19 protein-coding genes are annotated in these 24897 nt (G+C 41.9%); 10 read left to right on the top strand and 9 right to left on the bottom strand.

All coding sequences use genetic code 11. The features are described 5' to 3' along the window. Window positions 1-28: 28 nt before the first annotated feature. A complete protein-coding gene (locus ACEQ81_RS09165; RefSeq protein ID WP_411030581.1) occupies window positions 29-1408 on the bottom strand; it encodes an aldehyde dehydrogenase in 1380 nt (459 codons plus the stop codon). A 401-nt stretch (window positions 1409-1809) separates the two neighbouring features. On the opposite strand from ACEQ81_RS09165, the gene ilvD reads away from it, so the two are divergent. From ilvD to ACEQ81_RS09195, 6 genes are all read left to right on the top strand, one after another. Next, window positions 1810-3486: a dihydroxy-acid dehydratase gene (gene ilvD / locus ACEQ81_RS09170; protein ID WP_411030582.1), complete on the top strand. Its 1677-nt coding sequence runs from the start codon at window positions 1810-1812 to the stop codon at window positions 3484-3486. Between the two features lie 2 nt (window positions 3487-3488). Beyond that, window positions 3489-5222 (top strand): biosynthetic-type acetolactate synthase large subunit, encoded by a 1734-nt coding sequence (gene ilvB / locus ACEQ81_RS09175; protein ID WP_411030583.1) that lies wholly within the window; start codon window positions 3489-3491, stop codon window positions 5220-5222. 21 nt (window positions 5223-5243) lie between these two features. Continuing rightward, complete coding sequence (locus ACEQ81_RS09180) at window positions 5244-5834, top strand: O-methyltransferase (protein WP_411030584.1); 591 nt, start codon at window positions 5244-5246, stop codon at window positions 5832-5834. A gap of 65 nt (window positions 5835-5899) precedes the next feature. After that, on the top strand, window positions 5900-6427 hold the full coding sequence (ilvN, locus tag ACEQ81_RS09185; RefSeq protein WP_411030585.1) for an acetolactate synthase small subunit: 528 nt from the start codon (window positions 5900-5902) through the stop codon (window positions 6425-6427). A gap of 32 nt (window positions 6428-6459) precedes the next feature. Continuing rightward, entirely contained in the window at window positions 6460-7935 is a 1476-nt protein-coding gene (ilvC, locus tag ACEQ81_RS09190) for a ketol-acid reductoisomerase (RefSeq protein WP_411030586.1), read from the top strand. A 78-nt stretch (window positions 7936-8013) separates the two neighbouring features. Beyond that, window positions 8014-9606, top strand: coding sequence for an NADP-dependent glyceraldehyde-3-phosphate dehydrogenase (locus tag ACEQ81_RS09195; protein ID WP_411030587.1), 1593 nt, complete (start codon window positions 8014-8016; stop codon window positions 9604-9606). Window positions 9607-9653: 47 nt separating this feature from the next. On the opposite strand, the gene leuB is transcribed toward ACEQ81_RS09195, so the two are convergent. Genes leuB through leuC form a run of 4 tightly spaced genes read right to left on the bottom strand, consistent with a single transcriptional unit; the run spans window position 9654 to window position 14324 of the window. After that, window positions 9654-10709 (bottom strand): 3-isopropylmalate dehydrogenase, encoded by a 1056-nt coding sequence (gene leuB, locus ACEQ81_RS09200; RefSeq protein WP_411030588.1) that lies wholly within the window; start codon window positions 10707-10709, stop codon window positions 9654-9656. 17 nt (window positions 10710-10726) lie between these two features. Beyond that, window positions 10727-12244 (bottom strand): alpha-isopropylmalate synthase regulatory domain-containing protein, encoded by a 1518-nt coding sequence (locus ACEQ81_RS09205; protein ID WP_411030589.1) that lies wholly within the window; start codon window positions 12242-12244, stop codon window positions 10727-10729. A gap of 40 nt (window positions 12245-12284) precedes the next feature. After that, on the bottom strand, window positions 12285-12881 hold the full coding sequence (leuD, locus tag ACEQ81_RS09210; RefSeq protein ID WP_411030590.1) for a 3-isopropylmalate dehydratase small subunit: 597 nt from the start codon (window positions 12879-12881) through the stop codon (window positions 12285-12287). Between the two features lie 27 nt (window positions 12882-12908). After that, a complete protein-coding gene (leuC, locus tag ACEQ81_RS09215; protein WP_411031038.1) occupies window positions 12909-14324 on the bottom strand; it encodes a 3-isopropylmalate dehydratase large subunit in 1416 nt (471 codons plus the stop codon). A 287-nt stretch (window positions 14325-14611) separates the two neighbouring features. Between leuC and ACEQ81_RS09220 the strand changes: the two genes are divergently transcribed. After that, entirely contained in the window at window positions 14612-15721 is a 1110-nt protein-coding gene (locus ACEQ81_RS09220) for a DUF2911 domain-containing protein (protein WP_411030591.1), read from the top strand. 58 nt (window positions 15722-15779) lie between these two features. On the opposite strand, the gene recG is transcribed toward ACEQ81_RS09220, so the two are convergent. After that, the gene (recG, locus tag ACEQ81_RS09225; RefSeq protein ID WP_411030592.1) at window positions 15780-17885 is read right to left on the bottom strand and encodes an ATP-dependent DNA helicase RecG; all 2106 of its coding nucleotides are present in this window, start codon (window positions 17883-17885) and stop codon (window positions 15780-15782) included. Between the two features lie 114 nt (window positions 17886-17999). Between recG and ACEQ81_RS09230 the strand changes: the two genes are divergently transcribed. The 3 genes from ACEQ81_RS09230 to ACEQ81_RS09240 are packed head-to-tail and all read left to right on the top strand — an operon-like array spanning window position 18000 to window position 21884. Next, on the top strand, window positions 18000-20087 hold the full coding sequence (locus ACEQ81_RS09230) for a M1 family metallopeptidase (RefSeq protein ID WP_411030593.1): 2088 nt from the start codon (window positions 18000-18002) through the stop codon (window positions 20085-20087). Beyond that, window positions 20084-21010, top strand: coding sequence for a patatin family protein (locus ACEQ81_RS09235; protein ID WP_411030594.1), 927 nt, complete (start codon window positions 20084-20086; stop codon window positions 21008-21010). The genes ACEQ81_RS09230 and ACEQ81_RS09235 overlap by 4 nt, the downstream gene beginning before the upstream one ends. Next, complete coding sequence (locus ACEQ81_RS09240) at window positions 20991-21884, top strand: patatin family protein (protein WP_411030595.1); 894 nt, start codon at window positions 20991-20993, stop codon at window positions 21882-21884. Before ACEQ81_RS09235 ends, ACEQ81_RS09240 begins: the two co-directional genes overlap by 20 nt. Here the strand turns inward: ACEQ81_RS09240 and ACEQ81_RS09245 are convergent, their stop codons facing one another. The 3 genes from ACEQ81_RS09245 to ACEQ81_RS09255 all read right to left on the bottom strand — a co-directional run bounded on the left by ACEQ81_RS09245 (window position 21885) and on the right by ACEQ81_RS09255 (window position 24896). Next, entirely contained in the window at window positions 21885-22403 is a 519-nt protein-coding gene (locus ACEQ81_RS09245) for a hypothetical protein (protein WP_411030596.1), read from the bottom strand. It lies immediately after the preceding gene. Window positions 22404-22487: 84 nt separating this feature from the next. After that, window positions 22488-23312: an OmpA family protein gene (locus tag ACEQ81_RS09250; RefSeq protein ID WP_411030597.1), complete on the bottom strand. Its 825-nt coding sequence runs from the start codon at window positions 23310-23312 to the stop codon at window positions 22488-22490. A 21-nt stretch (window positions 23313-23333) separates the two neighbouring features. After that, window positions 23334-24896 (bottom strand): FMN-binding glutamate synthase family protein, encoded by a 1563-nt coding sequence (locus tag ACEQ81_RS09255; RefSeq protein WP_411030598.1) that lies wholly within the window; start codon window positions 24894-24896, stop codon window positions 23334-23336. Window position 24897 lies beyond the last annotated feature (1 nt).

Consider the following 24897-nt stretch of genomic DNA (forward strand, 5'->3'; position numbering starts at 1 on the left):
AAACTTTTAATCCGCTTAAATTACAATATTAAAAAAGGCGTTTGATGTGTTTGGCAAGCCACAAAGGAACACGATAAGGCGCATAGCGCACTGGTATGTCTATCCAAGTACCCTTTTTAACAATGGCTTTGAGATGTGAGAATACTTCAAAAGAATTTTTACCATGATACGCGCCAATGCCACTTTTCCCCACGCCACCAAACGGTAGGTCCTTATTGGCATACTGAATTACGGTATCGTTAATGGCACCACCTCCAAAGCTATATGTTTGGAGTATTTTTTTTCTAAATGTTCTGCTATTTGTAAAGATGTAGGCGGCCAACGGTTTGTCCGTACCCATAATAAAATGGTTGAGGTCATCTTCGGTTTCGTAGGATATTATGGGTAAAATTGGCCCAAAAATCTCTTCCTGCATCAATTGGCTGTTTTTTGTGGGTTCGTCTACCAAAGTAGGTGCCAGAAAGTTGTCTGTGGAGTTATGTGTTCCCCCGAAAAGAATTTTTTCGCCCTTCAGCATACCCAACAGGCGTTTATGGTGTGCCGCATTTACCACCCTAGCCAAATCTGGGGAAAGCTCACTTTCCTTACCGTATGCATTTGTGATGCTTTTTTTTAGGGCTTCTATCAGGGCAGATTTCACCTTTTTATGTACGAGAACGTAATCTGGTGCCACGCAGGTCTGTCCTGCGTTCAAAAATTTACCCCAAGCGATACGTTTTGAGGCCAGTTTAAGATTTGCGGTTTCATCTACTATACAGGGGCTTTTTCCACCTAATTCCAGCGTAACTGGTGTTAAATGCTTCGAAGCCTGTTCATAGATGATCTGGCCCACCCGGGTACTGCCAGTAAAGAAAATGTAATCCCATCGCTGGGCCAAAAGTGCTTGCGAGATTTCAACCCCGCCCTGAATTACATGGGCATGTTGTGGAGGGAAAACCGATGAGATGATCTCGGCAATTATCTTAGAGGTATTGGTGGTGACCTCGGAGGGTTTTAGTACCACGGTATTCCCAGCCGCTATAGCGCCTATGAGCGGAGTTAAGGCCAATTGAAAAGGGTAGTTCCAGGGGGCAATTACCAGCACGGCACCATAAGGTTCCCGATAAATCCAGTCCGATGATGGGAAGTTTATCCAAACAGGGGATACCTTTTCGGGCTTTGCCCAATGCCCCAACTTTCGGATAGTCAGTTTTAGTTCTGCCAGTACAATTTGTGTTTCGGTACCCAATGTCTCAAACCTTGGTTTTTTAAAATCTTTGTAAAGGGCTTCGCAAATAGCATCTTCCTTCGCAATGATTGCTTTGTACAAGGCTAATAGGGTTTTCTTGCGGAAAGCGATCTCCTTTGTTTTATGGGTTGAAAAGAAAAGACGCTGTTCTTGTAGTATCTTGGGGATAGTATCTTGCATCTTCAAATTTAAAGAAATATTCAGGCATTTTTTTGCCAATACGGCTATTTTGACTAATATTACATCATGTTAAAAAATAGCATCATAATCAACGTAGTCTTTATCGTCCCTTCAGAGGGGTGATACGGTCTTTCAATGATTATAAAAGCCTGTATCGATTGTAAATTGATACAGGCTTTTTGTTTTGGGCCATTTTCAAGAGTTTTAAAAGTGACAAAAAGGCTATTGAATATGATATAAAATTGATAGTTATATGGTTGATTTTCAATTTATTAAATTAATTTTTTTAAAACTGAATTTGAACCAGTATACAATGTTAAAATTATGAGGTATACGAAAGATTTATCTTTGAATGATAGAGTATATATAATAAAAACCAAGAATGCCAAGCGAATAGTTTCATGGAATTAAATAAATACAGTAAAAACGTTACCCAAGACCCTACCCAACCCGCGGCGCAGGCCATGTTGCATGCAATAGGATTAACCGACAAAGACTTGGAAAAACCTTTGATTGGCATAGGAAGCACCGGTTATGAAGGGAACCCTTGCAACATGCACCTTAACGATTTGGCCAAGAAGGTCAAGGAAGGTATTCATTCGGCAGACTTGGTAGGTCTTATCTTCAATACCATTGGGGTAAGCGATGGTATATCCATGGGAACCTATGGGATGCGCTATTCACTGCCTTCCAGGGATATTATTGCCGATTCTATGGAAACGGTAGTCCAGGCTATGAATTATGACGGATTGGTGACGGTTGTAGGCTGTGATAAAAATATGCCAGGAGCGCTTATGGCGATGATACGTTTAAACAGACCTTCCGTTTTGGTTTATGGAGGTACCATAGCCTCCGGATGCTTTAAGGACAAGAAGTTAGATGTTGTCTCCGCTTTTGAAGCTTGGGGCGAAAAGGTAGCAGGAACCTTAAGTGAAGCAGATTATAAAGGTGTTATAGAAAACGCTTGCCCCGGAGCCGGTGCTTGTGGCGGAATGTATACGGCAAATACCATGGCATCGGCCATTGAAGCCCTGGGAATGGCAATGCCCTACAATTCTTCCAATCCGGCCACCGGTGAAGAAAAACAACAAGATTGCATTGCTTCGGGGAAGGCGCTACGCCATCTGTTGGAGAACGATATTAAACCCAGTGATATCATTACCAGAAAATCCTTGGAGAATGCCGTACGCCTGCTGACCCTTATGGGAGGGTCTACCAATGCCGTATTGCACTTCTTGGCCATCGCAAAAGCTGCCGAAATTGATTTTAATCTAGACGATTTTCAGGCAATAAGCGATACCACACCCTTTCTAGCGGATCTAAAGCCAAGCGGTAAATTTTTGATGGAAGATGTACATCGTGTAGGTGGTGTTCCGGCGGTAATGAAATTTATGTTGGAGAACGGAATGTTGCATGGCGATTGTTTAACCATAACAGGTAAGACCGTTGCCGAAAACCTTGCCAATGTCCCTAGTTTGCTAAAAGGGCAGCAAGTGGTAAAACCTTTGGACCAACCCATTAAGGAAACAGGACACCTGCGTATTCTTTATGGTAATCTGGCCGAAGACGGGGCCGTGGCAAAAATTACCGGAAAAGAAGGGCTACATTTTTCAGGGCCCGCCAAAGTATATGATGACGAATTTTTGGCAAACGCCGGTATTGGTAAAGGTGAAGTGAAAAAAGGCGATGTAATCGTAATACGATATGAAGGCCCAAAAGGCGGCCCGGGAATGCCAGAAATGCTTAAGCCTACAGCGGCGATTATGGGTGCCGGACTTGGAAAAGACGTAGCCCTGATTACCGACGGACGGTTCTCTGGTGGAACACATGGCTTTGTAGTAGGCCATGTATCGCCCGAAGCACAAGATGGAGGAGCAATAGCCTTGTTAAAAGACGGTGATATAATTACCATCGATGCCGAAAAGAACAGCATCTCCGTTAATTTATCGGCAGAAGAACTAAAAGTTCGAAAGGATAATTGGCAGCAACCACCCTTAAAAGTTAGAAAAGGAAGCTTATACAAATATGCTAAAACGGTTTCTTCGGCCTCCTTGGGCTGTGTTACCGATGAGATATAGTTATGGAAACAATAAAAGAACAAAAAACCGGGAAAAAGAAACAAGCAGCTATAAAAATCAGTGGCGCCGAGGCCATAATTCACTGCTTGCTCGCCGAAGGCGTAGATTTGATATATGGCTACCCAGGCGGAGCTATTATGCCAGTTTACGATGAGTTATACAAGTTTCAGGATAAACTAACCCATATACTTACTCGTCATGAGCAGGGTGCTACCCATGCTGCCCAAGGATATGCCAGGGTAAATGGAAAAGTAGGTGTAGCAATGGCGACCTCTGGTCCGGGAGCCACCAATTTAGTTACCGGTCTTGCCGATGCACAAATAGATTCTACCCCAATGGTCTGTATAACCGGCCAGGTACCCAGACATTTATTGGGCTCGGATGCTTTTCAGGAAACAGATATCATAGGAATATCCACACCAGTTACCAAGTGGAATTATCAGATTACCAAGGCATCGGAGATCCCAGAGATTATAGCCAAAGCTTTTTATATTGCCCGATCGGGTAGGCCCGGACCGGTACTTGTAGATATTACCAAGAACGCTCAATTCGATGAATTCGAATTCACCTATGAACCTTGTATAGGTGTACGGAGCTATAATCCCGTACCCAAAGCTAATATAAAGCGTATCGAGGAAGCCGCGGAAATGATCAATTCGGCCAAAAAACCGTACATCGTTTTTGGACAAGGGGTAATTTTGGGTGAAGCAGAGGCAGAATTGAAGGCCTTGGTTGAAAAAGGTGGTATTCCGGCGGCTTGGACCATACTTGGGCTTTCTGCAATGGACACGGACCATCCCCTCAATGTAGGCATGGTAGGGATGCATGGGAACTACGGTCCTAATGTACTTACCAATGAATGCGATGTATTGATCGCTATAGGAATGCGTTTTGATGATAGGGTTACCGGCAGTTTGGATACCTATGCCAAACAGGCCAAGGTTATCCATTTTGAAATAGACCCTGCGGAGATCAACAAAAATGTAAATGCGGATATAGCCGTATTGGGAAATGCCAAGGAGACTCTGGGGCTACTATTACCTCTTATAAAGAAAAATACACATGACGCTTGGCTAAATGAGTTTAAGGAAAAGTATAAAATAGAATACGAAGCCGTAATCAAAAACGATATACACCCTACAAAAGAAGGGCTTACCATGGGTGAGGTTATAGAGGAAATAAACATAGCCTCTCAGAACAAAGCCGTTATCGTTACCGATGTAGGCCAGCACCAAATGGTAGCCTGTAGGTATGCCAAGTTTAACCAATCTAAGAGTAATATTACCTCCGGGGGTCTTGGTACCATGGGATTTGCGTTACCAGCGGCCATTGGTGCCAAAATGGGCGCTATGGATAGGGAGGTAGTGGCCATTATCGGCGATGGGGGCTATCAGATGACCATACAGGAACTGGGTACAATTTTTCAGAACAAGACCTCAGTGAAAATTGTGGTTTTAAACAATGATCATTTGGGTATGGTACGCCAATGGCAAGAACTGTTTTTTGAAAGTCGATATGCTTCTACGGTAATGTCCAATCCAGATTTTGTAAAGATTGCCGAAGGGTACGATATTAAATCGAAAAGAGTAAAAAAACGGGAAGATTTAAAGACTGCCGTGCAAGAAATGATAGCCTCAAAAGACGCTTATTTCTTGGAAGTGTGTGTTGAGAAAGAGGATAACGTCTTTCCAATGATTCCTTCGGGAGCATCGGTCTCCGATATCCGATTGAAATAAGTAAGGCGAAGAACCGAGATCATGAACGATACACAAATCCTAAATACACCGGCCATCTATGAAGAGATATGTCGTAAATCCAAAGAAATTGGGTTTACCATGCCTTCAGACCGTTATGTGGGCACGCTTTTAAAAACGTTGACAAGTTCTAAACCCGGGGCACGGTTTTTAGAACTGGGCACAGGTATAGGACTATCGCTTGCATGGATGTTAGACGGTATGGATCAGGACTCCAAGTTAATTACTGTAGACAATGATGCGGAGCTTTCCCAAATTGCAAGGGATTATTTTGGAAATGACAAACGGGTCCAGTTCGTTTGTGAAGATGCCTCGGTATGGATTAAGACCTATGAGGATAAAAAATTTGATTTGATATTTGCCGATGCATGGCCGGGAAAGTATAGTGAAATAACAGAAGTGCTCAATTTGCTAAAGGTAGGAGGGTTCTACATTGTTGACGATATGAGGACCCAAGCCAATTGGCCAGAAGGACATCAAAAATATGTAAATGGATTAATTGCTTATTTGGAAAATAGGAAAGATTTTAATATCACCAAAATGAACTGGTCTACAGGATTGGTAATTGCGGTAAAAACAGAGAACAATCAATAGCTAAATGTGCTGAAATATATCCGATTTGTATTTCGGATAACGTTTTGGACATCAATAAAATGGAAATGGAAAATAAATGGTTTACCATATCGGTATATTCCGAAAACAACGTAGGATTACTGAATAGAATATCAGGTATTTTTTTAAAGCGTCACATTAATATAGAGAGTTTAAATGTCTCAAAATCAGAGATAGATAATGTTTCAAAATTTACCATTGTAGTTTTTATTACAGAAGACTGGACGCGCAAAATAGTGGCTCAAATAGAGAAACAGATCGAAGTTATAAAGGCATTCTATCATACCGATGAGGAAACAATTTATCAAGAATCCGCTATTTTCAAAATAGCTTCCAGCCTACTTTTTGATGAGCGTCAAATACAGAATATAATAAAGGACAGTAACTCGCAAATCGTTACCGTTTCCCGAGACTTTTTTGTGCTTGCAAAAACGGGTAGGCGCGGGGAGATCGATGAGATGTACCAACAATTAAAACCTTTCGGTATTATGCAGTTTGTACGATCTGGACGCATAGCCGTATCCAAATCGGAAATGCAGATAACCGCTCTGTTAAAAGAATTTCAAGACAATTAATAATATAACCAACAGCAAAAAGAGTACAAAAAATGGCAAATTACTTTAATACACTATCACTTAGGGAACAATTGAACCAGTTAGGAAAATGTAGGTTTATGGAATCTACGGAATTCTCCGATGGTGTATCCGCTTTAAAAGGAAAAAAAATCGTTATTGTTGGTTGCGGTGCGCAAGGACTTAACCAAGGCCTAAATATGAGAGATTCTGGCTTGGATATTGCTTATGCCCTAAGGGAAGCCGCAATAAAGGAACAACGACAATCCTATAAGAATGCTTCCGAAAATGGTTTTGTTGTGGACACGTATGAAGCATTGATCCCTAGTTCGGATCTTGTTATAAACCTTACTCCAGACAAACAACATACCAATGTGGTAGGGGCAGTAATGCCTTTAATGAAGCAAGGTGCTACATTGTCCTATTCCCATGGGTTCAACATTGTGGAAGAAGGTATGCAGGTACGTAAGGACCTTACCGTAATAATGGTGGCTCCAAAGAGCCCAGGTTCGGAAGTAAGGGAAGAATATAAACGGGGTTTTGGCGTTCCAACATTGATTGCCGTGCATCCAGAAAACGATCCCGAAGGTAAAGGATTGGAACAGGCCAAGGCATATGCAGCGGCCACCGGTGGTCATAAAGCAGGAGTTTTGGAATCTTCCTTTGTTGCTGAGGTAAAGTCAGATTTAATGGGAGAGCAAACCATTCTATGTGGCTTGTTACAAACCGGATCCATCCTTTGTTTTGATAAAATGATAGAAAAGGGCATAGATGCCGGATACGCTTCCAAATTAGTCCAATACGGTTGGGAAACAATAACCGAAGGCCTAAAATATGGTGGTATCACCAATATGATGGACCGCCTATCTAACCCGGCAAAAATTGAGGCCTTTGAACTTTCCGAAGAGCTTAAGGATATTATGAGGCCTTTGTTTCAAAAACATATGGACGATATTATGGTAGGGAATTTTTCCAAGACCATGATGGAAGACTGGGCCAATGATGATAAAAACTTGTTGCAATGGCGCGCAGAAACTGGAGAGACCGCCTTTGAAAAAACCGCAGCAGGCAATGATCATATTTCCGAACAGGCGTATTATGATTTTGGTGTCTTAATGGTAGCCTTGGTAAGGGCTGGTGTTGAGTTGGCTTTTGAAAGTATGACAGAATCCGGCATCATAGCGGAATCTGCCTACTACGAATCGCTGCACGAAACCCCGTTGATTGCCAACACCATTGCCAGAAAAAAACTTTTTGAAATGAACAGGGTGATATCCGATACGGCCGAATACGGTTGCTATTTGTTCGACCATGCCTGTAAGCCACTGTTGAAAGATTTTATGAGTAAGATCGATGTAGATGTAATAGGTAAACATTATGGGGAAGGAAAAGATACCGGTGTGGACAATGTTAAGCTTATTGCCGTAAACAAGGCGCTGAGAGAGCATCCTGTAGAAATTGTGGGTGCTCGGTTACGAGAGTCCATGACAGCTATGAAACCTATCGTATAAAAAAGAAACATATTCTTATGTTCCAGATAACCCAGCCCATATTTATATGGGTTGGGTTTAACAATAAAATCAACTATCATGACAACCACCACCACTGCCATACCAAAGGAATTTCAAATTACGGATACCATAGATCAAAAAACCTATCTGGTAAATGGGGAACTAAGAGAATGGGACGGTAAAACCTCGGAGGTGTATTCTACCATATCCTCTACAGATTCTTATGCCCCTACCTTATTGGGAAGTATACCTACCATGGGGGAAACGGAAGCTCTAGATGCCTTGGATGCGGCACTTAATGCCTACGATAAAGGACAGGGGGCTTGGCCCACCATGCGGGTAAAAGATAGGATAGAATGTATGGAGGCTTTCGTTAAGAAAATGGAAACCAAAAGAGATGAGGTAGTAAAGTTATTGATGTGGGAAATAGGAAAATCCCTGCCCGATTCCGAAAAAGAATTTGATCGTACAATAGAATATATTTACGATACCATTGAAGATTATAAACAGTTAGATCGCAATTCCGCCAAATTTCAAAAAAGTGGCGGGGTTTATGCACATATCCGAAGAGGACCGCTTGGGGTTGTTTTATGTCTTGGACCCTATAATTATCCGCTGAACGAAACCTTTACCCTCCTGATTCCCGCACTAATAATGGGAAATACTACCATATTTAAACCTGCAAAGCATGGGGTACTGCTGATAGCACCTCTTTTAGAGGCATTTCAGAGCAGTTTTCCCAAAGGGGTTGTCAATATATTATTTGGTAGGGGAAGAGCCATTGCAGGCCCTATAATGACCACTGGTAAGGTAGATGTACTTGCGTTGATCGGCAACAGTAATTCTGCCAACGCATTACAAGATCAACACCCAAAAAGCAATAGGTTACGTTTGGTTTTGGGCCTAGAAGCCAAAAACCCTGCTGTTGTGCTCCCGGACGCCAATCTAGATCTTAGCATAGACGAATGTCTGGCAGGTACCTTGTCGTACAACGGTCAACGATGCACGGCACTTAAGGTGGTATATGTGCACGAGGATATCGTGGACGAATTCAATAGACGGTTTGCTGCCAGGGTAGATGAACTTAAATTTGGCAACCCATGGGACAATGGTGTTAAGTTAACACCGTTACCCGAACCGGGGAAACCAGAGTACATCCAAGAACTTATAGATGATGCCCAACAAAAAGGGGCAAAAATATTAAATGCCAAAGGGGGGCAACATTTCGATAATTTTATATGGCCAGCGGTGTTGTATCCGGTTTCCAAAGATATGCGAGTGTACCAAGAAGAACAGTTTGGACCTGTAGTGCCTATAGTGTCTTTTAAGGATATTGAAGAACCTTTGCACGATATGGCAGAATCCAATTATGGGCAACAGGTAAGCCTTTTTGGAAAAGACGTCTATAAACTTGCCCCACTGATAGATACGCTGGCAAATTTAGTATGTAGGGTTAATCTAAACAGTTCTTGTCAACGCGGTCCGGACGTATACCCTTTTACAGGACGTAAGGATTCTGCCGTGGCTACCCTAAGTGTACATGATGCACTTAGATCGTTTTCCATCAGAACCTTCGTTGCTTCCAAGGATAACGATCTTAACAACGAGATTTTGGAAAAACTGTTGGAAACCAAGCTGTCTAACTTTATAAGTACAGATTACATCCTATAACCCAATTTAAGGTAGGTAGATGGTACGGTATGGGTTTTACCCTTGGTTTATAAGTTGCTAGCTAGCCAATCACCTACTTCGCTGGTTTTGTACGATTTACCACCTTCGGCCAGATCTTCGGTAACCACGCCTTCTGCAAGCGATTTGTTAACCACCTTGCGTATGGCCGCTGCTTCGTCCTTTAGACCCTTATCATCGAAGAGCATGGCGGCAGAAAGTACTGTGGCCAATGGGTTGGCTATATCTTTGCCGGCGGCTTGGGGATAAGAACCATGGATAGGTTCGTAAAGCGATGTTTTTTCTCCAAGGGAAGCCGAAGGCATTAAGCCCATGGAACCAGAAATCACCGAAGCCTCATCGGTGAGGATATCACCAAAAAGGTTTTCGGTAATCAAAACGTCGTAGTCGTTAGGCCATTGCACCAAACGCATAGCCACGGCATCTACAAATTCATAGGATACGGTAACTTCCGGATAATCCTTTTCCATGTCCTGTACGGTTTCTCTCCACAAACGCGAAGATTCCAACACGTTGGCCTTATCTACACAGCAGAGATTTTTGGATCGGCTCATGGCCATCTCAAAACCTTTTTTTGCCAAACGTTGTATTTCTGCCCTAGTATAAGTGCAAGTGTCGTAAGCAGTATTGCCATTATCCTCCCTGCCTCGTTTTCCAAAATAGATACCCCCTGTTAATTCCCTAAGGAATACCAGATCCGTACCTTCAATACGTTCTCGTTTTAAGGGCGATTTGTCTATTAAGGACGGAAAGGTAAAGGTTGGCCTTACATTAGCGAACAAGCCTAATTTCTGACGCATTTTTAACAAACCTTGTTCTGGTCGTACCTTGGCCGATGGGTCGTTGTCAAACTTTGGGTGGCCTATTGCTCCAAAAAGTACCGCATCTGCTTTCAAGCAAACCTCATGGGTTTCATCCGGATAGGGTTCACCTACGGCATCTATGGCCGCAGCTCCTGTAAGCGCAGAGTTCCACGTAATATTATGATCAAATTTTGCAGCTACGGCGTTGGCTACTTTTACGGCTTGTTCTATTACTTCCGGACCAATACCGTCTCCGGCCAATAGGGCTATTTCTAATTTCATGTATAAAGGTTGATTAACTATATGATATTAAGCATTTTTTCTGTGGCTTTTATGGCCGATACTGTCTGGTCGGAATCCAAACCGCGGGTGATGAACTCTTTACTGCCATTTTTCCAGGTAATTATGGTTTCGCACAAAGCATCGGAATTACTACCGGGCGGAATTCGAACCGCATAGTCCACCAAACTGGGCAATTCAATTTTTTTAGATTGATAAACCTTTCGCACCGCATTCATAAAAGCATCGAACTGCCCATCGCCCTGTGCATTTTCTTCGTAAGATACCCCGTCAATTTCCACTGCCACGGTGGTAGAAGGCTTCAGGCCCTTTGAATGCGTCAGTACATAGGATTTAACCACTACTTTTACTTCGTAGCCTTCACTTCCTAGAACATCCGAAATGATATACGGTAAATCTTCTTGGGTAACCGTTTCCTTTTTGTCCCCCAGATCAATGATTCGCTGTGTTACTTTACCCAGCTCATCATCGTTAAGGGTGAGTCCCAATTCCTGAAGGTTCTTTTGGATGTTGGCCTTACCAGATGTTTTTCCAAGCGCATATTTACGTTTCCTACCAAATCTTTCCGGTAAGAGATCATTAAAGTATAAGTTTTTCTTACTATCTCCATCTGCATGTATACCAGCAGTTTGTGTAAAAACATTATCTCCAACTATTGGTTTGTTGGCCGGAATGCCGAAACCTGTGAACGCTGAAACCAGTTTGCTGACTTTATTTAGGGAAGATTCCCTTACCGCAATTTCTAGATGGGGCATAAAATCGTTTATAACAGCAACGACGCTCGCCAAGGGGGCATTTCCTGCTCGCTCCCCCATACCGTTAACGGTAAGATGTAAACCATGGCATCCTGCCCGTAATGCCTCCATTACATTGGCTACACTTAAGTCATAATCGTTATGTCCATGAAAATCAAAATGGATATCTGGGTATTTTGAAATAATGCTGCCGATAAATTCGTTGGTCTCGGAATGCGTTAACACCCCTAAAGTATCTGGTAGCATCACTCTTTTGATAGGTTGTGTTACCAGGAAATCGAGATATTGAAACACATAATCTCGAGAATTTCGCATACCGTTGCTCCAATCTTCGAGATACACATTGGTGTAGATACCTTGTTCATTAGCTTGGGCAATACTATCTGCAATGGCTTTAAAATGTTGCTCGGGTGTTTTTTTAAGCTGATAGGTGAGGTGATTTAAAGACCCTTTTGTCAATAAGTTTTGAACCTTGGCCCCAGCTTTCTGCATCCATTTAATAGACACGCCATTGTCTACAAATGTCAACACCTCCACCCGGTCCAAATAACCCATTTCCTTAGCCCATGTAGTGATATTTTGTACTGCCTTTAGTTCGCCTTCGGAAACCCGGGCAGATGCCACCTCTATTCGGTCTACCTGCAATTCCTCCAATAATAGTTTTGCCAAGGTAAGTTTTTCGGATACGGAAAAAGACACCCCAGAGGTTTGCTCCCCATCACGGAGCGTGGTATCCATTATTTCAATTCTTCTCTTGTTCATTTTAAACTTTCAGGCATTTTGAAACTGTAAAAAAGTGTCTCTATAAGGGCGTGTCTTGGGCAAATTGGTCAATGGATTTTTTAATATTCAGTAAATAATCAATATCGTCAAAACCGTTGAGCATATTTCCTTTTTTGTAGTCGTTGATGTCGAAGCCTTCTTGCTCGCCAGTGGAAAGTATGGTAATGGTCTGTTGGGGTAGGTCTACTTGCAGTTCCGTTTTTGAATCTTTTTCAATGGCTTCAAAGATTTTCTCCAAGAAAGGTGCACTTACCTGTACAGGCAGTACGCCTATATTAAGGCAATTACCTCTAAAAATATCCGCAAAAAAACTAGATACTACACATCGAAATCCATAATCATATACAGCCCAAGCCGCATGCTCCCTAGATGATCCGGAGCCAAAATTTTTACCGCCGACCAATATTTTGCCACTATACTTGGCATTGTTCAATGGAAAATCGGTTTTTGGTGTATTGTCCGTATTATAACGCCAATCACGAAATAAATTATCCCCAAATCCTTTGCGTTCCGTTGCTTTAAGAAAGCGCGCAGGAATTATCTGGTCCGTATCCACATTTTCTATTGGTAAGGGTACTGCGCTACTAGTTAGTATATTGAATTTATCGTAAGCCATTTCTTATTACTTTTTGTTTGTAAGTGATTAGTTTGCCAATTCCCTTTCATTTAGAAGTACTCGAGGATCGGTAACACGGCCTGTTACCGCCGCTGCGGCCGCAACGAGAGGGCTTGCCAAAAGGGTACGTGAACCAGGGCCTTGTCTGCCTTCAAAATTTCGGTTGGAAGTGCTTACGGCATATTTCCCAGGAGGAATTTTATCGTCGTTCATTGCTAAACAGGCAGAACATCCGGGTTCTCGGAGTTCAAAACCAGCTTCTGTTAAAACATCCAATAAACCTTCTTCCTTAATGGCTGCTTCTACCTTGTGCGAACCGGGTACTAACCAAGCCGTTACGTGGTCTGCCTTCTTTCTTCCTTTTACGATGTTGGTAAATGCCCTAAAATCTTCAATTCTTCCGTTGGTACAACTTCCAACAAAAACAAAATCGATCTTTTTCCCCAGCATGGCATCACCTTCCTGAAAGTCCATATACTGAAGCGACTTTTTATAGGTAGACACTCCGCCATCCAAAGTTTCGGCATTGGGAATGGCATTGGATATGCCCATACCCATACCTGGGTTTGTTCCGTAGGTGATCATTGGTTCTATAGCAGACCCATCGAAGGTCAATTCTTTATCAAACACGGCACCTTCATCGCTATAAAGGGTTTCCCAATAGGCCATAGCTTTGTCCCATGCGCGGTCCTTGGGAGTAAACTCCCTATTTTTAATATATTCAAAAGTTTTTTCATCCGGGGCTATCATACCACCACGGGCTCCCATTTCTATACTAAGGTTACAAACCGTCATACGTCCTTCCATGGTCATATTCCTAAAGACATCACCCGCGTATTCCACAAAATATCCGGTTGCCCCAGAAGTTGTCAATTGTGATATAATGAACAAGGCAACATCTTTTGGAGTTACGGCCCTACTTAGGTTTCCGTTGATATTTATGCGCATTTTCTTAGGTTTTGGCTGCATAATGCATTGTGAGGCCAATACCATTTCCACCTCCGAAGTACCAATGCCAAAAGCGATAGCACCAAAAGCTCCATGGGTAGAGGTATGCGAATCTCCACAAACTATGGTGGCACCAGGTTGTGTAATGCCATACTCCGGTCCTACAACATGTACTATTCCATTTTTTTCATGGCCAAGCCCCCAATATGAGATACCATACTCCTTGGAGTTTTCCTCCAAGGCTTTTAGCTGAATAGCCGATAGCGGATCTTTTACAGGTAAATGCTGATTTATAGTAGGGGTATTATGGTCTGCGGTCGCAAATGTACGTTCTGGAGACATAACGCGGATACCCCGTTGTTTAAGACCTAGAAATGCCACCGGACTGGTTACTTCATGGATCATATGCCTATCAATGAACAACACATCGGGGCCATTTTCAATACTCTGCACTACATGCGAGTCCCAAACCTTATCAAATAATGTTCTCTTCATCATTTAAAGAATAGAAAAGCTTTTAAAAAGCGGTTAAAATCTGTTCAAATATATTGTATTTCCCCATATTTTGGGCAAGAACAAATTTATTGAAAGCATTTTTTTTTAAGATAATACACGTTGCGGAATTACGATGTTCAACAAGGATATATGGGGATAAGGTTCTAATATTAAGATAGTTTAACATCCCTTAATAAGACTTTAACAGAACGGTAACTTTTTTGGGTTTTGGGTATCCATACCTTTAAATGAACCTAATGAATTAATTAACATCTAAAAACAAACTTATGAAACTAGCTTACACTAAGTATCTATTCTTTTTGTCAGTGGGACTGTTGCTGTTCCCTACAGCGGCAAGTGCCCAATTAAACCTTCCAAGGGGGAGTCAGCAGGCCGAGGTAACTCAGCGTATTGGAATTACCGATGTATCCATCACTTACTCCAGACCTAGTGTCAACGAACGCGAAATTTGGGGAGCATTGGTACCTTATGGAATGAACAATTTGGGGTTTGGTACCGCAAAAGAATCACCCTGGCGTGCCGGAGCTAATGAAAATACTATTATAAAATTCACCGAGGATGTAAAAATAGAAGGACAAGATCTGGCCGCAGGTACCTATGGCCTTCATATGGTGGTCAATGAGGATAATACCGCCAAGATAATTTTTTCTAGCAATAGTGGGGCTTGGGGAAGTTATTTTTACAAACCCGAAGAGGACATTCTGTCCGTAGATGTAACAACGCAAGAAATTCCACATACGGAACAGCTAACGTATATTTTTAATGATGTTGATGCAACTTCTGCCGTAGCCGCCCTAAACTGGGAGAAAAAACAGATTCCTTTTAAAGTTGAAGTAGATGTAACCGACATAGTGCTAGCGGACATCCGTCAAAAACTGCAGACGTCTCCCGGATTTAACAGACAAACTTGGGAGCAGGCGGCTAATTTTGCGTTAAACAACGATGGAGACCTAGACGAGGCCTTAGGCTGGGTCGATGGTGCTATCGCAGGACAGTTTTTTAGCCAAAAGACCTTCAATAACCTTAGCATAAAATCGCAGATTTTAGCCAAGCAAGGTAAAACTGCCGAAGCCGCAGCGCTTATGGATGAAGCTTTACCTTTGGGTACGGTTTTTCAGGTACACGGATACGGCAGACAACTTATTGGTGAGGGAAATGCGGACAAAGCATTGGAAATATTTAAGTGGAACGCCAAGGCGCATAAAAACACTTGGCCGGTAAATTATGGTTTGGCAAGAGGTTATTCTGCAAAGGGCGACAATAAAAATACCCTTAAGTATCTTAATCTGGCTCTTGCAAATGCACCTGTCCAAGCAAGCAAAGATAGGGTGGCAGCCAATATTGCCAAGGCCGAAAAAGGAGAGGCCATAAACTAACAAAACGTAACTTGGTTCCATGCAACGCCCAACTTTGTTGGGCGTTTTTTGTTGCCCATCAGCTAATATAGTTCCAAATGTTTTTGTGCTTAACCAGCTGGGCATAGGTAAATTGAAGCGCCTTATTTTGGGGTGTGGAAAGTAGGGGGTCTTCTTTTAGTATTTGTATAGCATAAAAACGTGCCGTTTTTAGAATGTCGTTGTCTTTTATTACATCGGCAATTTTTAAATTTAGCATACCACTTTGTTGTGTACCCATTAGATCTCCTGGTCCACGAAGACGCAAGTCTACCTCCGCAATCTCAAAACCGTCATTAGTGCGTACCATGGTTTCTAAACGGGTCTTGGCCTCCGAAGAGAGTTTATGGCTAGTCATTAAAATACAATAACTTTGATCGGCCCCGCGGCCTACACGTCCGCGTAATTGATGTAATTGTGAAAGACCAAAACGTTCTGCACTCTCAATGATCATTACGCTGGCATTTGGGATGTTTACACCAACCTCTATAACGGTAGTGGCTACCATAATTTGAGTTTTCCCTTTTAAGAAACGCTCCATTTCATAGTCTTTGTCCTCCGATTTCATTTTGCCATGTACTATGGATATCTGATAATCGGGCAATGGAAAATCCCTCACCATACTTTCATACCCATCCATTAAGTCCTTATAATCCAAAGCTTCCGACTCTTGGATAAGAGGATAAACCACATAAACCTGTCTGCCTTTTTTTATTTCGTCCTTAATAAAAGCAAAAACCTTCAGTCTATTGCCATCATAACGATGCACCGTTTTAACCGTTTTCCTTCCCGGAGGTAATTCGTCTATTACCGAAATATCTAGATCACCATAAAGACTCATTGCCAAAGTTCTTGGAATGGGTGTTGCCGTCATTACCAAAATATGTGGAGGGTTATCGTTCTTATGCCAAAGCTTGGAACGTTGCGCCACCCCAAAACGATGTTGTTCATCAATAACTGCAAACCCCAAATTTTTGAACTTCACCTTGTCTTCTAGAAGGGCATGGGTGCCTATTAAAATATGCAATTCACCATTTTCCAATCGTTCATGGATAATTTTTCGTGCCGATTTTTTTACGGAACCGGTAAGCAAGGAAATTTCTATGCCCAAGGTACCCAAAAGTTGTTTTATTCCATTAAAATGTTGGTTGGCCAAAATTTCGGTAGGGGCCATCAAGCATGCCTGAAAACCGTTATCCAAAGCCAGCAGCATGGCCATCACTGCTACAATTGTCTTTCCAGAACCTACATCGCCTTGTAACAAACGGTTCATTTGGGCATTGCTGCCCAGATCGGCCCTAATTTCTTTAATTACCCTTTTCTGGGCAGCGGTAAGTTCAAAAGGCAAGTGGTCTTTATAAAAGGAATTAAAATGCGCTCCTACCGTATCAAAGGTAAAACCCTTTATTTTTTGTTTGCGCACCATCTTTTTAATGATAAGCTGTAGTTGTACATAAAACAGCTCTTCAAATTTTAACCGAAACTGTGCCTTGGCAAGGAGGTTCTGACTTTTTGGAAAATGAATATTGAGTAAGGCCTCACTTTTGGAAATTAGCTTAAGTTGTTCCATTAGGTAAGGGGAGAGGGTTTCCATAAACCTACCCTTTGTTTCCGTAAAGAGTTGCTGTATTAACTTTCCCATTACCTTATTGGTAATGCCTTTGGCACTTAATTTCTCGGTCGATGGGTATATGGGCTGCATGGACATTCGTATACCACTTTGGTGTTCTGTAAGTAATTCCATATCCGGGTGGGGCATGGAGAATTTACCGCCATACCAATTGGTCTTGCCAAAGACAACATAAGGCGTGTTTAATTTTAGGTTTTCCTTGATCCATTTTTGGCCCCTAAACCATACCAATTCCATCTCTCCGGTTTCATCCACAAACAAAGCCACCAAACGTTTGCCCCGTTGCTGGGCTACTGTCTTAATATGAACTATTTTCCCAACAAGCTGTACATCCGCACCACTTCGTTGTAACTCATTTATTTTGTAATATTTGGTCTTATCGATATACCTATTGGGGAATAGGTTGATAAGGTCTTGATATACCGATATTCCCAGTTCCGATTGTAGGGTGTCTGCCCGGTTGGGACCTACTCCTTTAAGATATGATATGGGTGTCTGAAGAAAATTGGCATTCATACGACTAATTTAGTGGTAAAGCCAAACACCCGCAACAAATTTGTTAGTTGCAAATTAACCAGCGCTAAAGCGATACCTTTTTAATATATTCGTTAAAGCATATAAATGATTTAAATGAAGTATTCCTTGCTTACAATTTTATTACTTACCGGGGCGTTCGTTCTTGCGCAGCACCAACCTATGGTGAATTTTGAAAGGGCAGGGGTAGCACTGTCCATTGATCCCTATACCAAGACGATAACCGGAAAAGTAACCTATACTTTTAATGCCGTGGCACGTGTAGATTCGGTATTTCTGGATGCGCATAACATGGAATTCCATAAAGTAGGTCTTAACGGTAGAAAAGCTTCGTTTACTAACGATGGAAGACATATAATTATTAGAAAGAAGTTTAAAGCAGATCGGTCCTATACATTAACCTTGGACTATAGTAGCAAGCCCAAACAAACAGTTTATTTCATTGGTTGGGAGGATAGCGACCCCAATAATAATCAGATATGGACACAAGGGCAGGGTAAATATACCAGTCATTGGTTACCTAGTTTTGATGATATGAACGAGAAAATTGAGTTTGATGTGAGTATTACGGTAGACAAAAAATATACCGTTATAGCCAACGGCAAACTAATCGCTACAGAGGAAAAAGAAGGGTTAAAAAAATGGTCTTTTGATATGAAAAGTCCTATGAGCAGCTACTTGTTGGCATTTGCTGTAGGAAACTTCAATAAAAAGGAGCAGGTTTCCAAGACCGGTGTACCCTTGGAAATGTACTACGAAATCCCCGATAGCCTGCATGTAGAACCTACCTATAGACATACAAAATTCATATTCGATTTTCTCGAAACTGAAATTGGGGTTCCCTACCCATGGCAAAACTACAAACAGATACCGGTACGCGATTTTCTGTATGCCGGTATGGAAAACACGGGCACCACCATTTTTTCCGATGCATATGTTGTGGATTCCATTGGTTTTTTAGATAAGAACTACGTCAATATTAACGCCCACGAGCTTGCCCACCAATGGTTTGGTAATCTTGTGACGGAGGTTGATGGAAACCATCATTGGTTGCACGAAGGGTTTGCCACGTACTATGCGCTTTTGGCGGAAAAGGAGGTATTTGGGGAAGATTATTTTTATTGGAAACTTTACGGTACCGCAAAACAGTTGGCGGCCTTAACAGAAAAGGGGGGAGGAGAAGCATTGAACAATCCTAAGGCCAGTAGTCTTACCTTTTATGAAAAAGGCGCTTGGGCTTTATTTGCACTTCAACAACGCATTGGTAGTAGTGCCTTTAAGACAGGAATACAGGCCTATTTAAAAGAACACCGGTTTGGTAATGTTAGGATAGACCATTTCTTGGAGGCCATGGAGCAGGCAAGCGGAGAGGATCTTACGGATTTTGAATCGTTTTGGATCAAAGAAAAAGACTTCTCCCTGGAGAGGGCAAAGCAACTTCTGAGCGCAACCTCCCATGATTTGGCCCAATTTTTTGACGTGCAGCGAGAATTGACCACTACAGCCACGGACAATGAAACCATAATAAAAAAGTATTGGGACAGGGATGTCTCGGTTTACTTTAAAAAACAACTTATATTGGATTATTATAAGTCGTTCTCTAACCCTTTTTTACTCGATATTTTTAGTAGCAATACTACAGAACTCAGGCAAGCCATAGCCATAAGCACGGAAAGGGTGCCGTTAGATCTAAAAGCCAAGTTTCGGACCCTTCTTAATGATAAGAGCTATGTTACCATAGAAAATGCATTGTACCGGCTTTGGGTGTACTTTCCGGATGATAGAACACAATACCTCGATGCTACCAAAGGAGTTATTGGGTTTCGAAATAAAAATGTAAGACTACTATGGCTTACATTGGCACTGCTCACCAAAGATTATGATATGGCCGAGAAAGAGAGATATTATGAAGAACTCAGGGGATATACGGGGCAAGAGTACGGTTTTGAGATTAGACAGGGCGCTTTTCAATGGATCAATGAGGTTTTTAAGTTCAATGATCAGAATATAAAGGACCTTATCAATGCATCGGTGCACCACACTTGGCAGTTTAAAAAGTATGCCCGAAATTTATTGGATAAACTCATGGAAGATACTAAGTACAGACAAAAAATAGAAGGACTGATTGGTGAATTGAGCGAAAAGGAACAGGGCTATATAACATCTAAACTAAAGGCGAAATGAGAGCGATGGTAATTTCTGGGGGAGGCAGTAAGGGTGCGTTTGCGGGTGGCGTAGCCCAATATCTTATGCAAGAACAAGGGCATAATTACGATCTTTTTTTAGGAACCTCCACAGGAAGTCTCTTGATTTTTCATTTGGCACTACAAAAAATTCAAAAGATCAAGGAAGTATATACCTCTGTAAACCAGGATAGTATTTTTAGCAACTGCCCCTTCACGGTTCAAGAAAAACATGGGGTAGATAATATAGGAATCAACCACTTTAACGTATTGAAGAATTTTTACAAGGGCAGAAAAACTTTTGGCGAGAGTTATAACCTCTTGGAATTGATCAGAAATACGATCACCCCTGAAGAATTTGAGATACTGAAAAATGGTCCTAAGGACATTGTTGTTACGGTATCCAACCTATCACTAAACCATGTGGAATACAAATCTATAAACGATTGTAGTTACGATGAGTTTTGCGAGTGGGTATGGATTTCCTGCAACTATACCCCTTTTATGAGTTTAGTGAAAAAGAACGGCTGCGAATATGCCGATGGGGGGCTTGGCAATATGGTCCCCATTGAAGAGGCCGTAAAACGCGGAGCCACAACCATAGATGCCATAGTACTGCAGACTGAAGTGACCCACCTGAATAGAATGCCTTCAAAAAATGCTTTTTCCCTACTGACCAATATGTTTAATTTTATGCTAGACAGAATAGAATTCCAAAACATTAGAATAGGGAAATTTGTAGCCAATAACAACGATGCCATTATTAATTTTTACTATACCCCCACCGTACTGACCACCAATTCGCTTATTTTTAACAAAAAGAAAATGACCAAATGGTGGGACAGTGGGTACAACTTCGCCAAACACAAAAACATGGAAACCAGCCAAATAGAACCAGAGCAGAATGAAGGCATTAGTTATTAGCGGCGGAGGCAGCAAAGGTGCCTTTGCAGGAGGCGTGGCCCAGTACCTAATGGATGTTGATAACAGAGACTACGATATATTGGTTGGCACCTCTACCGGAGGGCTGCTAATTCCCCATTTGGCCCTAAATAACGTAGGAAAACTTTACGATATCTATACCAGCGTTAATCAGCGTTCCATTTTTAGTTTAAATCCCTTTGTAGTGCGTAAGAAAGAAAACAGGGAATTCGTCACCATTAATTACCTTACCACTTTGCTTCAATTTTTAAAGCGCAAACGTACTTTTGGCGAAAGCAGGGCCTTGCGCCGAACCATTAAAAAAAACCTGACACTCCAAGAATACCAACAAATTTTGGCGTCGGGAAAAGATGTAGTGGTAACTGTTTCCAACCTTTCCAAAAATAGGGTAGAGTACAAGTCCATAAAGGATTACTCCTATGATGAATTTTGCGACTGGATATGGATATCCTGTAACTATATTCCTTTTATGTCCTTGGTAAAAAAGGATGGTTTTGAATATGGTGATGGCGGATTGGGTTGTGTTTTGCCCATTAGGGAGGCCATAAGAAGAGGTGCTACAGAAATAGATGCCATAATTTTGGAATCCGAAAATATGGAACACAATAAGGTGTTGGGTAAAAATCCATTTTCCTTAATGCTAAGTATCTATGGGTTTGTGCTAGATCAAATTGAGCACCATGATATTTCTGAAGGAAAACTGGCCGCCAAACATAATGGGGTAAAGCTAAATCTTTATTATACCCCTACGCGCTTAACGGAAAATTCTTTGGTATTCAATAAAAAGTTAATGGCGCAATGGTGGTTACAGGGGTTCGACTATGCCGAAGCGAAAGCCGACAGCATTAACGACTGACTACCAAAGTTCCCCGATCTCCTTCTTCACAAAAGATAGGGCGGTTGCCGACGGGGATTGCATGTCCATGGTAGTATTTAAAATATGCTCTCGCAACTTATCGGCAGAATCGGTATCGCTCACCGCTGCTTTTCTAATGACCTGTATTGTAGCATTTTTAGCAGCTTTTATAATGTTCCAACACTCATCGGTCATATAAATTTGCTGAGAAAGGTTATGGTCGAATTCATTTTCAATATTTCGGATCAAAAGATTTTCATAGTCACCTTTATCTGGTGATTTTGGCGCTACACGAACTACTAGGCTGGAAATGGAAATTCGTTCTAAAAAAAGTGCCATTCTTTCGTAGGCCTGTAATCGAATAGGCATCGCATTTTTTTGAGAGTCCTTGTGCAGTAAAAAACGCCTACGCCCTTCCTCGTTATTGGTATGCATTCTAAAAAAGTAAAAAGCTACGGCGCCCGTAACAACTGCGGGCAATAAATATGCGAATAATTGAAAGATTTGATCTCCAGTCATGTTTTTGGTTTTAGTTTGGTGTACGACCGTAGAACGCTTTTATTTTTAAAAAATTATTAAGGGTTAATAGATTCTTCTATCTCCTTAGTTTTTACCGTTCTGCTTCATACTATCCTTTACCAAAGTGTAGAAAGCATCATATTTGGGGTCAATGATAATAAACGTGCTGGTTTCCACAACGCTTTGAGAGGCATATTCACTGCGTCCCAAAACCTTCATTCGCTTGGGATCCAAACTGTTTGCCTGCAAAACTCTAGCCACGGCGGCCGCTTGTAGCGAGCTAAGGTCCCAATTGTCTAGAATCTTTCCATTTTTAAATTCTAGCGCATTACTATTGCCTTCAATGATAATGTTTAATTCTGGGTTGGCATTTAGTGTTTTTGCCACGGCCGATAGTACACTGGTAGCTTCGTCTTTAACGGCATAGTTCTTATCATTATCGCCAAACAGATAATCGTTTGGTAGGGTGATGATTACCGTACCACTTTTTACCGAAGTCTTTGCATTGCCACCCAGTGCATTTTTAAACGTCGCCAGTGTTACCAAAACTATGGAGTCGTTTCTGCTAAGTGCATCGGTAACAACCTTCAATTGGTTTTCTTTTTGTTCCAAACTTTTAAGTGCTTTGGCCACGGTCTCGGAATTTTTACTGGAGACTTCGGCAAAACTGTTCAGGTTTTTTAACAGGGCCGCGTTGGCATCCCTAAGTTCATTTACTTGTTTATTTGCGGCTTCTGCACCGGCCAAACTGGCTTTTTCGCTTTGTTGTGAGGCCGATAGATTGGCTTGGGTGTCCCTAAGTTCGGATTTTAGATCCTCTATTTCCAATAACAGGTCTTTCTTTTTCTGGGCTAGCACGGTAGAACAGCTTAGCACCATAAGGGCCAAGCACATTAAAGTCTTTTTCATTTCTAAAAAGTATTTCTTTTCCTAATTATGATCTTTGCCGCCAAGATACTCACAATTGTGCAAATCTTCCATATTGGTGAAAGGGACTTTTGTTTTTTTGTATCCGTAGCACGATTCCAAATCTCTACTAAAAGCATCGTCATCTACATTTACCTGTATATCGCTCATCGTAAACTGACAGGGATGCTCGTAACCTGCGGCATGTGTTATTTCCACGAATTCTTTTCTAAAAGTCTTAAAATATTGTGCAAGCCGTTCCGACTTTAATGGAATGTCTATACCGCTTTGCAGCCATTTGCTCTGGGTTGCGATACCGGACGGACAACGATTGGTATGGCAAATTTGTGCCTGTATGCAGCCGATGCTCATCATAGCCTCCCGGGCAACGTTAATACAATCTGCCCCCATGGCAAAAGCCATGGCCGCTTTAGCCGGGAATCCCAATTTTCCACTACCAATAAAAACAATTCGATCTGTTAAATTCTTTTTTTCAAAGACTTTATATAGGCTAGAAAACCCATAGACCCATGGTAGGGAAACATGGTCTGCAAAACTGGGCGGTGCTGCACCCGTTCCGCCTTCACCACCGTCAACGGTAATAAAATCTGGGCCTTTTCCCGTCTTTACCATAGTTTCCGCTAATGTTTCCCATTGATCGAGCTTACCAATTGCCCCTTTGATGCCCACGGGTAGCCCCGTCTCTTCAGCAATTTTTTCAATAAGCTCTAACAATTCTTCCGTATTGGAAAATGCTTTGTGGGTTGCAGGAGATAGTACGTCTTTCCCTACTTCAACTCCTCTGATTTCCGCAATTTGGGGTGAAATTTTTGCTCCCGGCAAAACACCGCCCTTACCGGGCTTGGCCCCTTGCGAAAGTTTAATTTCCACCGCTTTTATACACGGATTTTCATCGACCAAAATTTTCAACTTTTCCATGGAAAATCCGCCGTCCTTTGAACGGACACCAAAGTAGCCGGTGCCAAAATGAAAAATTACATCGCCCCCTTGCTTATGATAAGGAGAAAGACCACCTTCCCCCGTATTGTGGTAGGCGCCACATTTGGAGACCCCTATGTTAAGGGCTTCTACCGCAGCAGCGGAAAGCGACCCAAAACTCATGGCCGATACGTTTATTATGGAGGCGGGTCTGTAAGGCTTGCGTCGTTTGTTATATTCTCCAAATACTTTGGCACATGGTAAAAAAGATTTGTCCTCTGTATTTGGATGACCGGCTTTTAAGGGGTAACCCATCATTTGGTTCTTTACAAAAATATGCTGGTGAGCATAGATGTCCCTATCGGTACCAAAACCTTCATAGTTGTTTTCCTTTTTTGCAGAGGCATAGATCCATCCTCGTTCTATGCGGTTAAAAGGAAGTTCTTCTCGGTTATTGGCCACAAAATATTGGCGCATTTCCGGACCTATACTTTCTAGCCAATAACGCAGATGGCCTACCACCGGAAAGTTATGGCTTATGGTATGCGACCTTTGGAAAAAAACATCCCTAAGGAAAACCAGGCCTAGAACCAGCAATATCCATGCCCACCATGGGATATTGGAAATTATATTCAGCAATGCGTCCATA

Source organism: Spongiimicrobium sp. 3-5 (assembly GCF_046557915.1).
Classification (GTDB): domain Bacteria; phylum Bacteroidota; class Bacteroidia; order Flavobacteriales; family Flavobacteriaceae; genus JBHEBG01.

What these genes read in the sequence shown, in the direction of transcription:
- ACEQ81_RS09165 (WP_411030581.1), bottom strand. Translation starts at nt 1,408, where the DNA reads ATGCAAGATACTATCCCCAAGATACTACAAGAACAGCGTCTTTTCTTT.
- ilvD (WP_411030582.1), top strand. Translation starts at nt 1,810, where the DNA reads ATGGAATTAAATAAATACAGTAAAAACGTTACCCAAGACCCTACCCAA.
- ilvB (WP_411030583.1), top strand. Translation starts at nt 3,489, where the DNA reads ATGGAAACAATAAAAGAACAAAAAACCGGGAAAAAGAAACAAGCAGCT.
- ACEQ81_RS09180 (WP_411030584.1), top strand. Translation starts at nt 5,244, where the DNA reads ATGAACGATACACAAATCCTAAATACACCGGCCATCTATGAAGAGATA.
- ilvN (WP_411030585.1), top strand. Translation starts at nt 5,900, where the DNA reads ATGGAAAATAAATGGTTTACCATATCGGTATATTCCGAAAACAACGTA.
- ilvC (WP_411030586.1), top strand. Translation starts at nt 6,460, where the DNA reads ATGGCAAATTACTTTAATACACTATCACTTAGGGAACAATTGAACCAG.
- ACEQ81_RS09195 (WP_411030587.1), top strand. Translation starts at nt 8,014, where the DNA reads ATGACAACCACCACCACTGCCATACCAAAGGAATTTCAAATTACGGAT.
- leuB (WP_411030588.1), bottom strand. Translation starts at nt 10,709, where the DNA reads ATGAAATTAGAAATAGCCCTATTGGCCGGAGACGGTATTGGTCCGGAA.
- ACEQ81_RS09205 (WP_411030589.1), bottom strand. Translation starts at nt 12,244, where the DNA reads ATGAACAAGAGAAGAATTGAAATAATGGATACCACGCTCCGTGATGGG.
- leuD (WP_411030590.1), bottom strand. Translation starts at nt 12,881, where the DNA reads ATGGCTTACGATAAATTCAATATACTAACTAGTAGCGCAGTACCCTTA.
- leuC (WP_411031038.1), bottom strand. Translation starts at nt 14,324, where the DNA reads ATGAAGAGAACATTATTTGATAAGGTTTGGGACTCGCATGTAGTGCAG.
- ACEQ81_RS09220 (WP_411030591.1), top strand. Translation starts at nt 14,612, where the DNA reads ATGAAACTAGCTTACACTAAGTATCTATTCTTTTTGTCAGTGGGACTG.
- recG (WP_411030592.1), bottom strand. Translation starts at nt 17,885, where the DNA reads ATGAATGCCAATTTTCTTCAGACACCCATATCATATCTTAAAGGAGTA.
- ACEQ81_RS09230 (WP_411030593.1), top strand. Translation starts at nt 18,000, where the DNA reads ATGAAGTATTCCTTGCTTACAATTTTATTACTTACCGGGGCGTTCGTT.
- ACEQ81_RS09235 (WP_411030594.1), top strand. Translation starts at nt 20,084, where the DNA reads ATGAGAGCGATGGTAATTTCTGGGGGAGGCAGTAAGGGTGCGTTTGCG.
- ACEQ81_RS09240 (WP_411030595.1), top strand. Translation starts at nt 20,991, where the DNA reads ATGAAGGCATTAGTTATTAGCGGCGGAGGCAGCAAAGGTGCCTTTGCA.
- ACEQ81_RS09245 (WP_411030596.1), bottom strand. Translation starts at nt 22,403, where the DNA reads ATGACTGGAGATCAAATCTTTCAATTATTCGCATATTTATTGCCCGCA.
- ACEQ81_RS09250 (WP_411030597.1), bottom strand. Translation starts at nt 23,312, where the DNA reads ATGAAAAAGACTTTAATGTGCTTGGCCCTTATGGTGCTAAGCTGTTCT.
- ACEQ81_RS09255 (WP_411030598.1), bottom strand. Translation starts at nt 24,896, where the DNA reads ATGGACGCATTGCTGAATATAATTTCCAATATCCCATGGTGGGCATGG.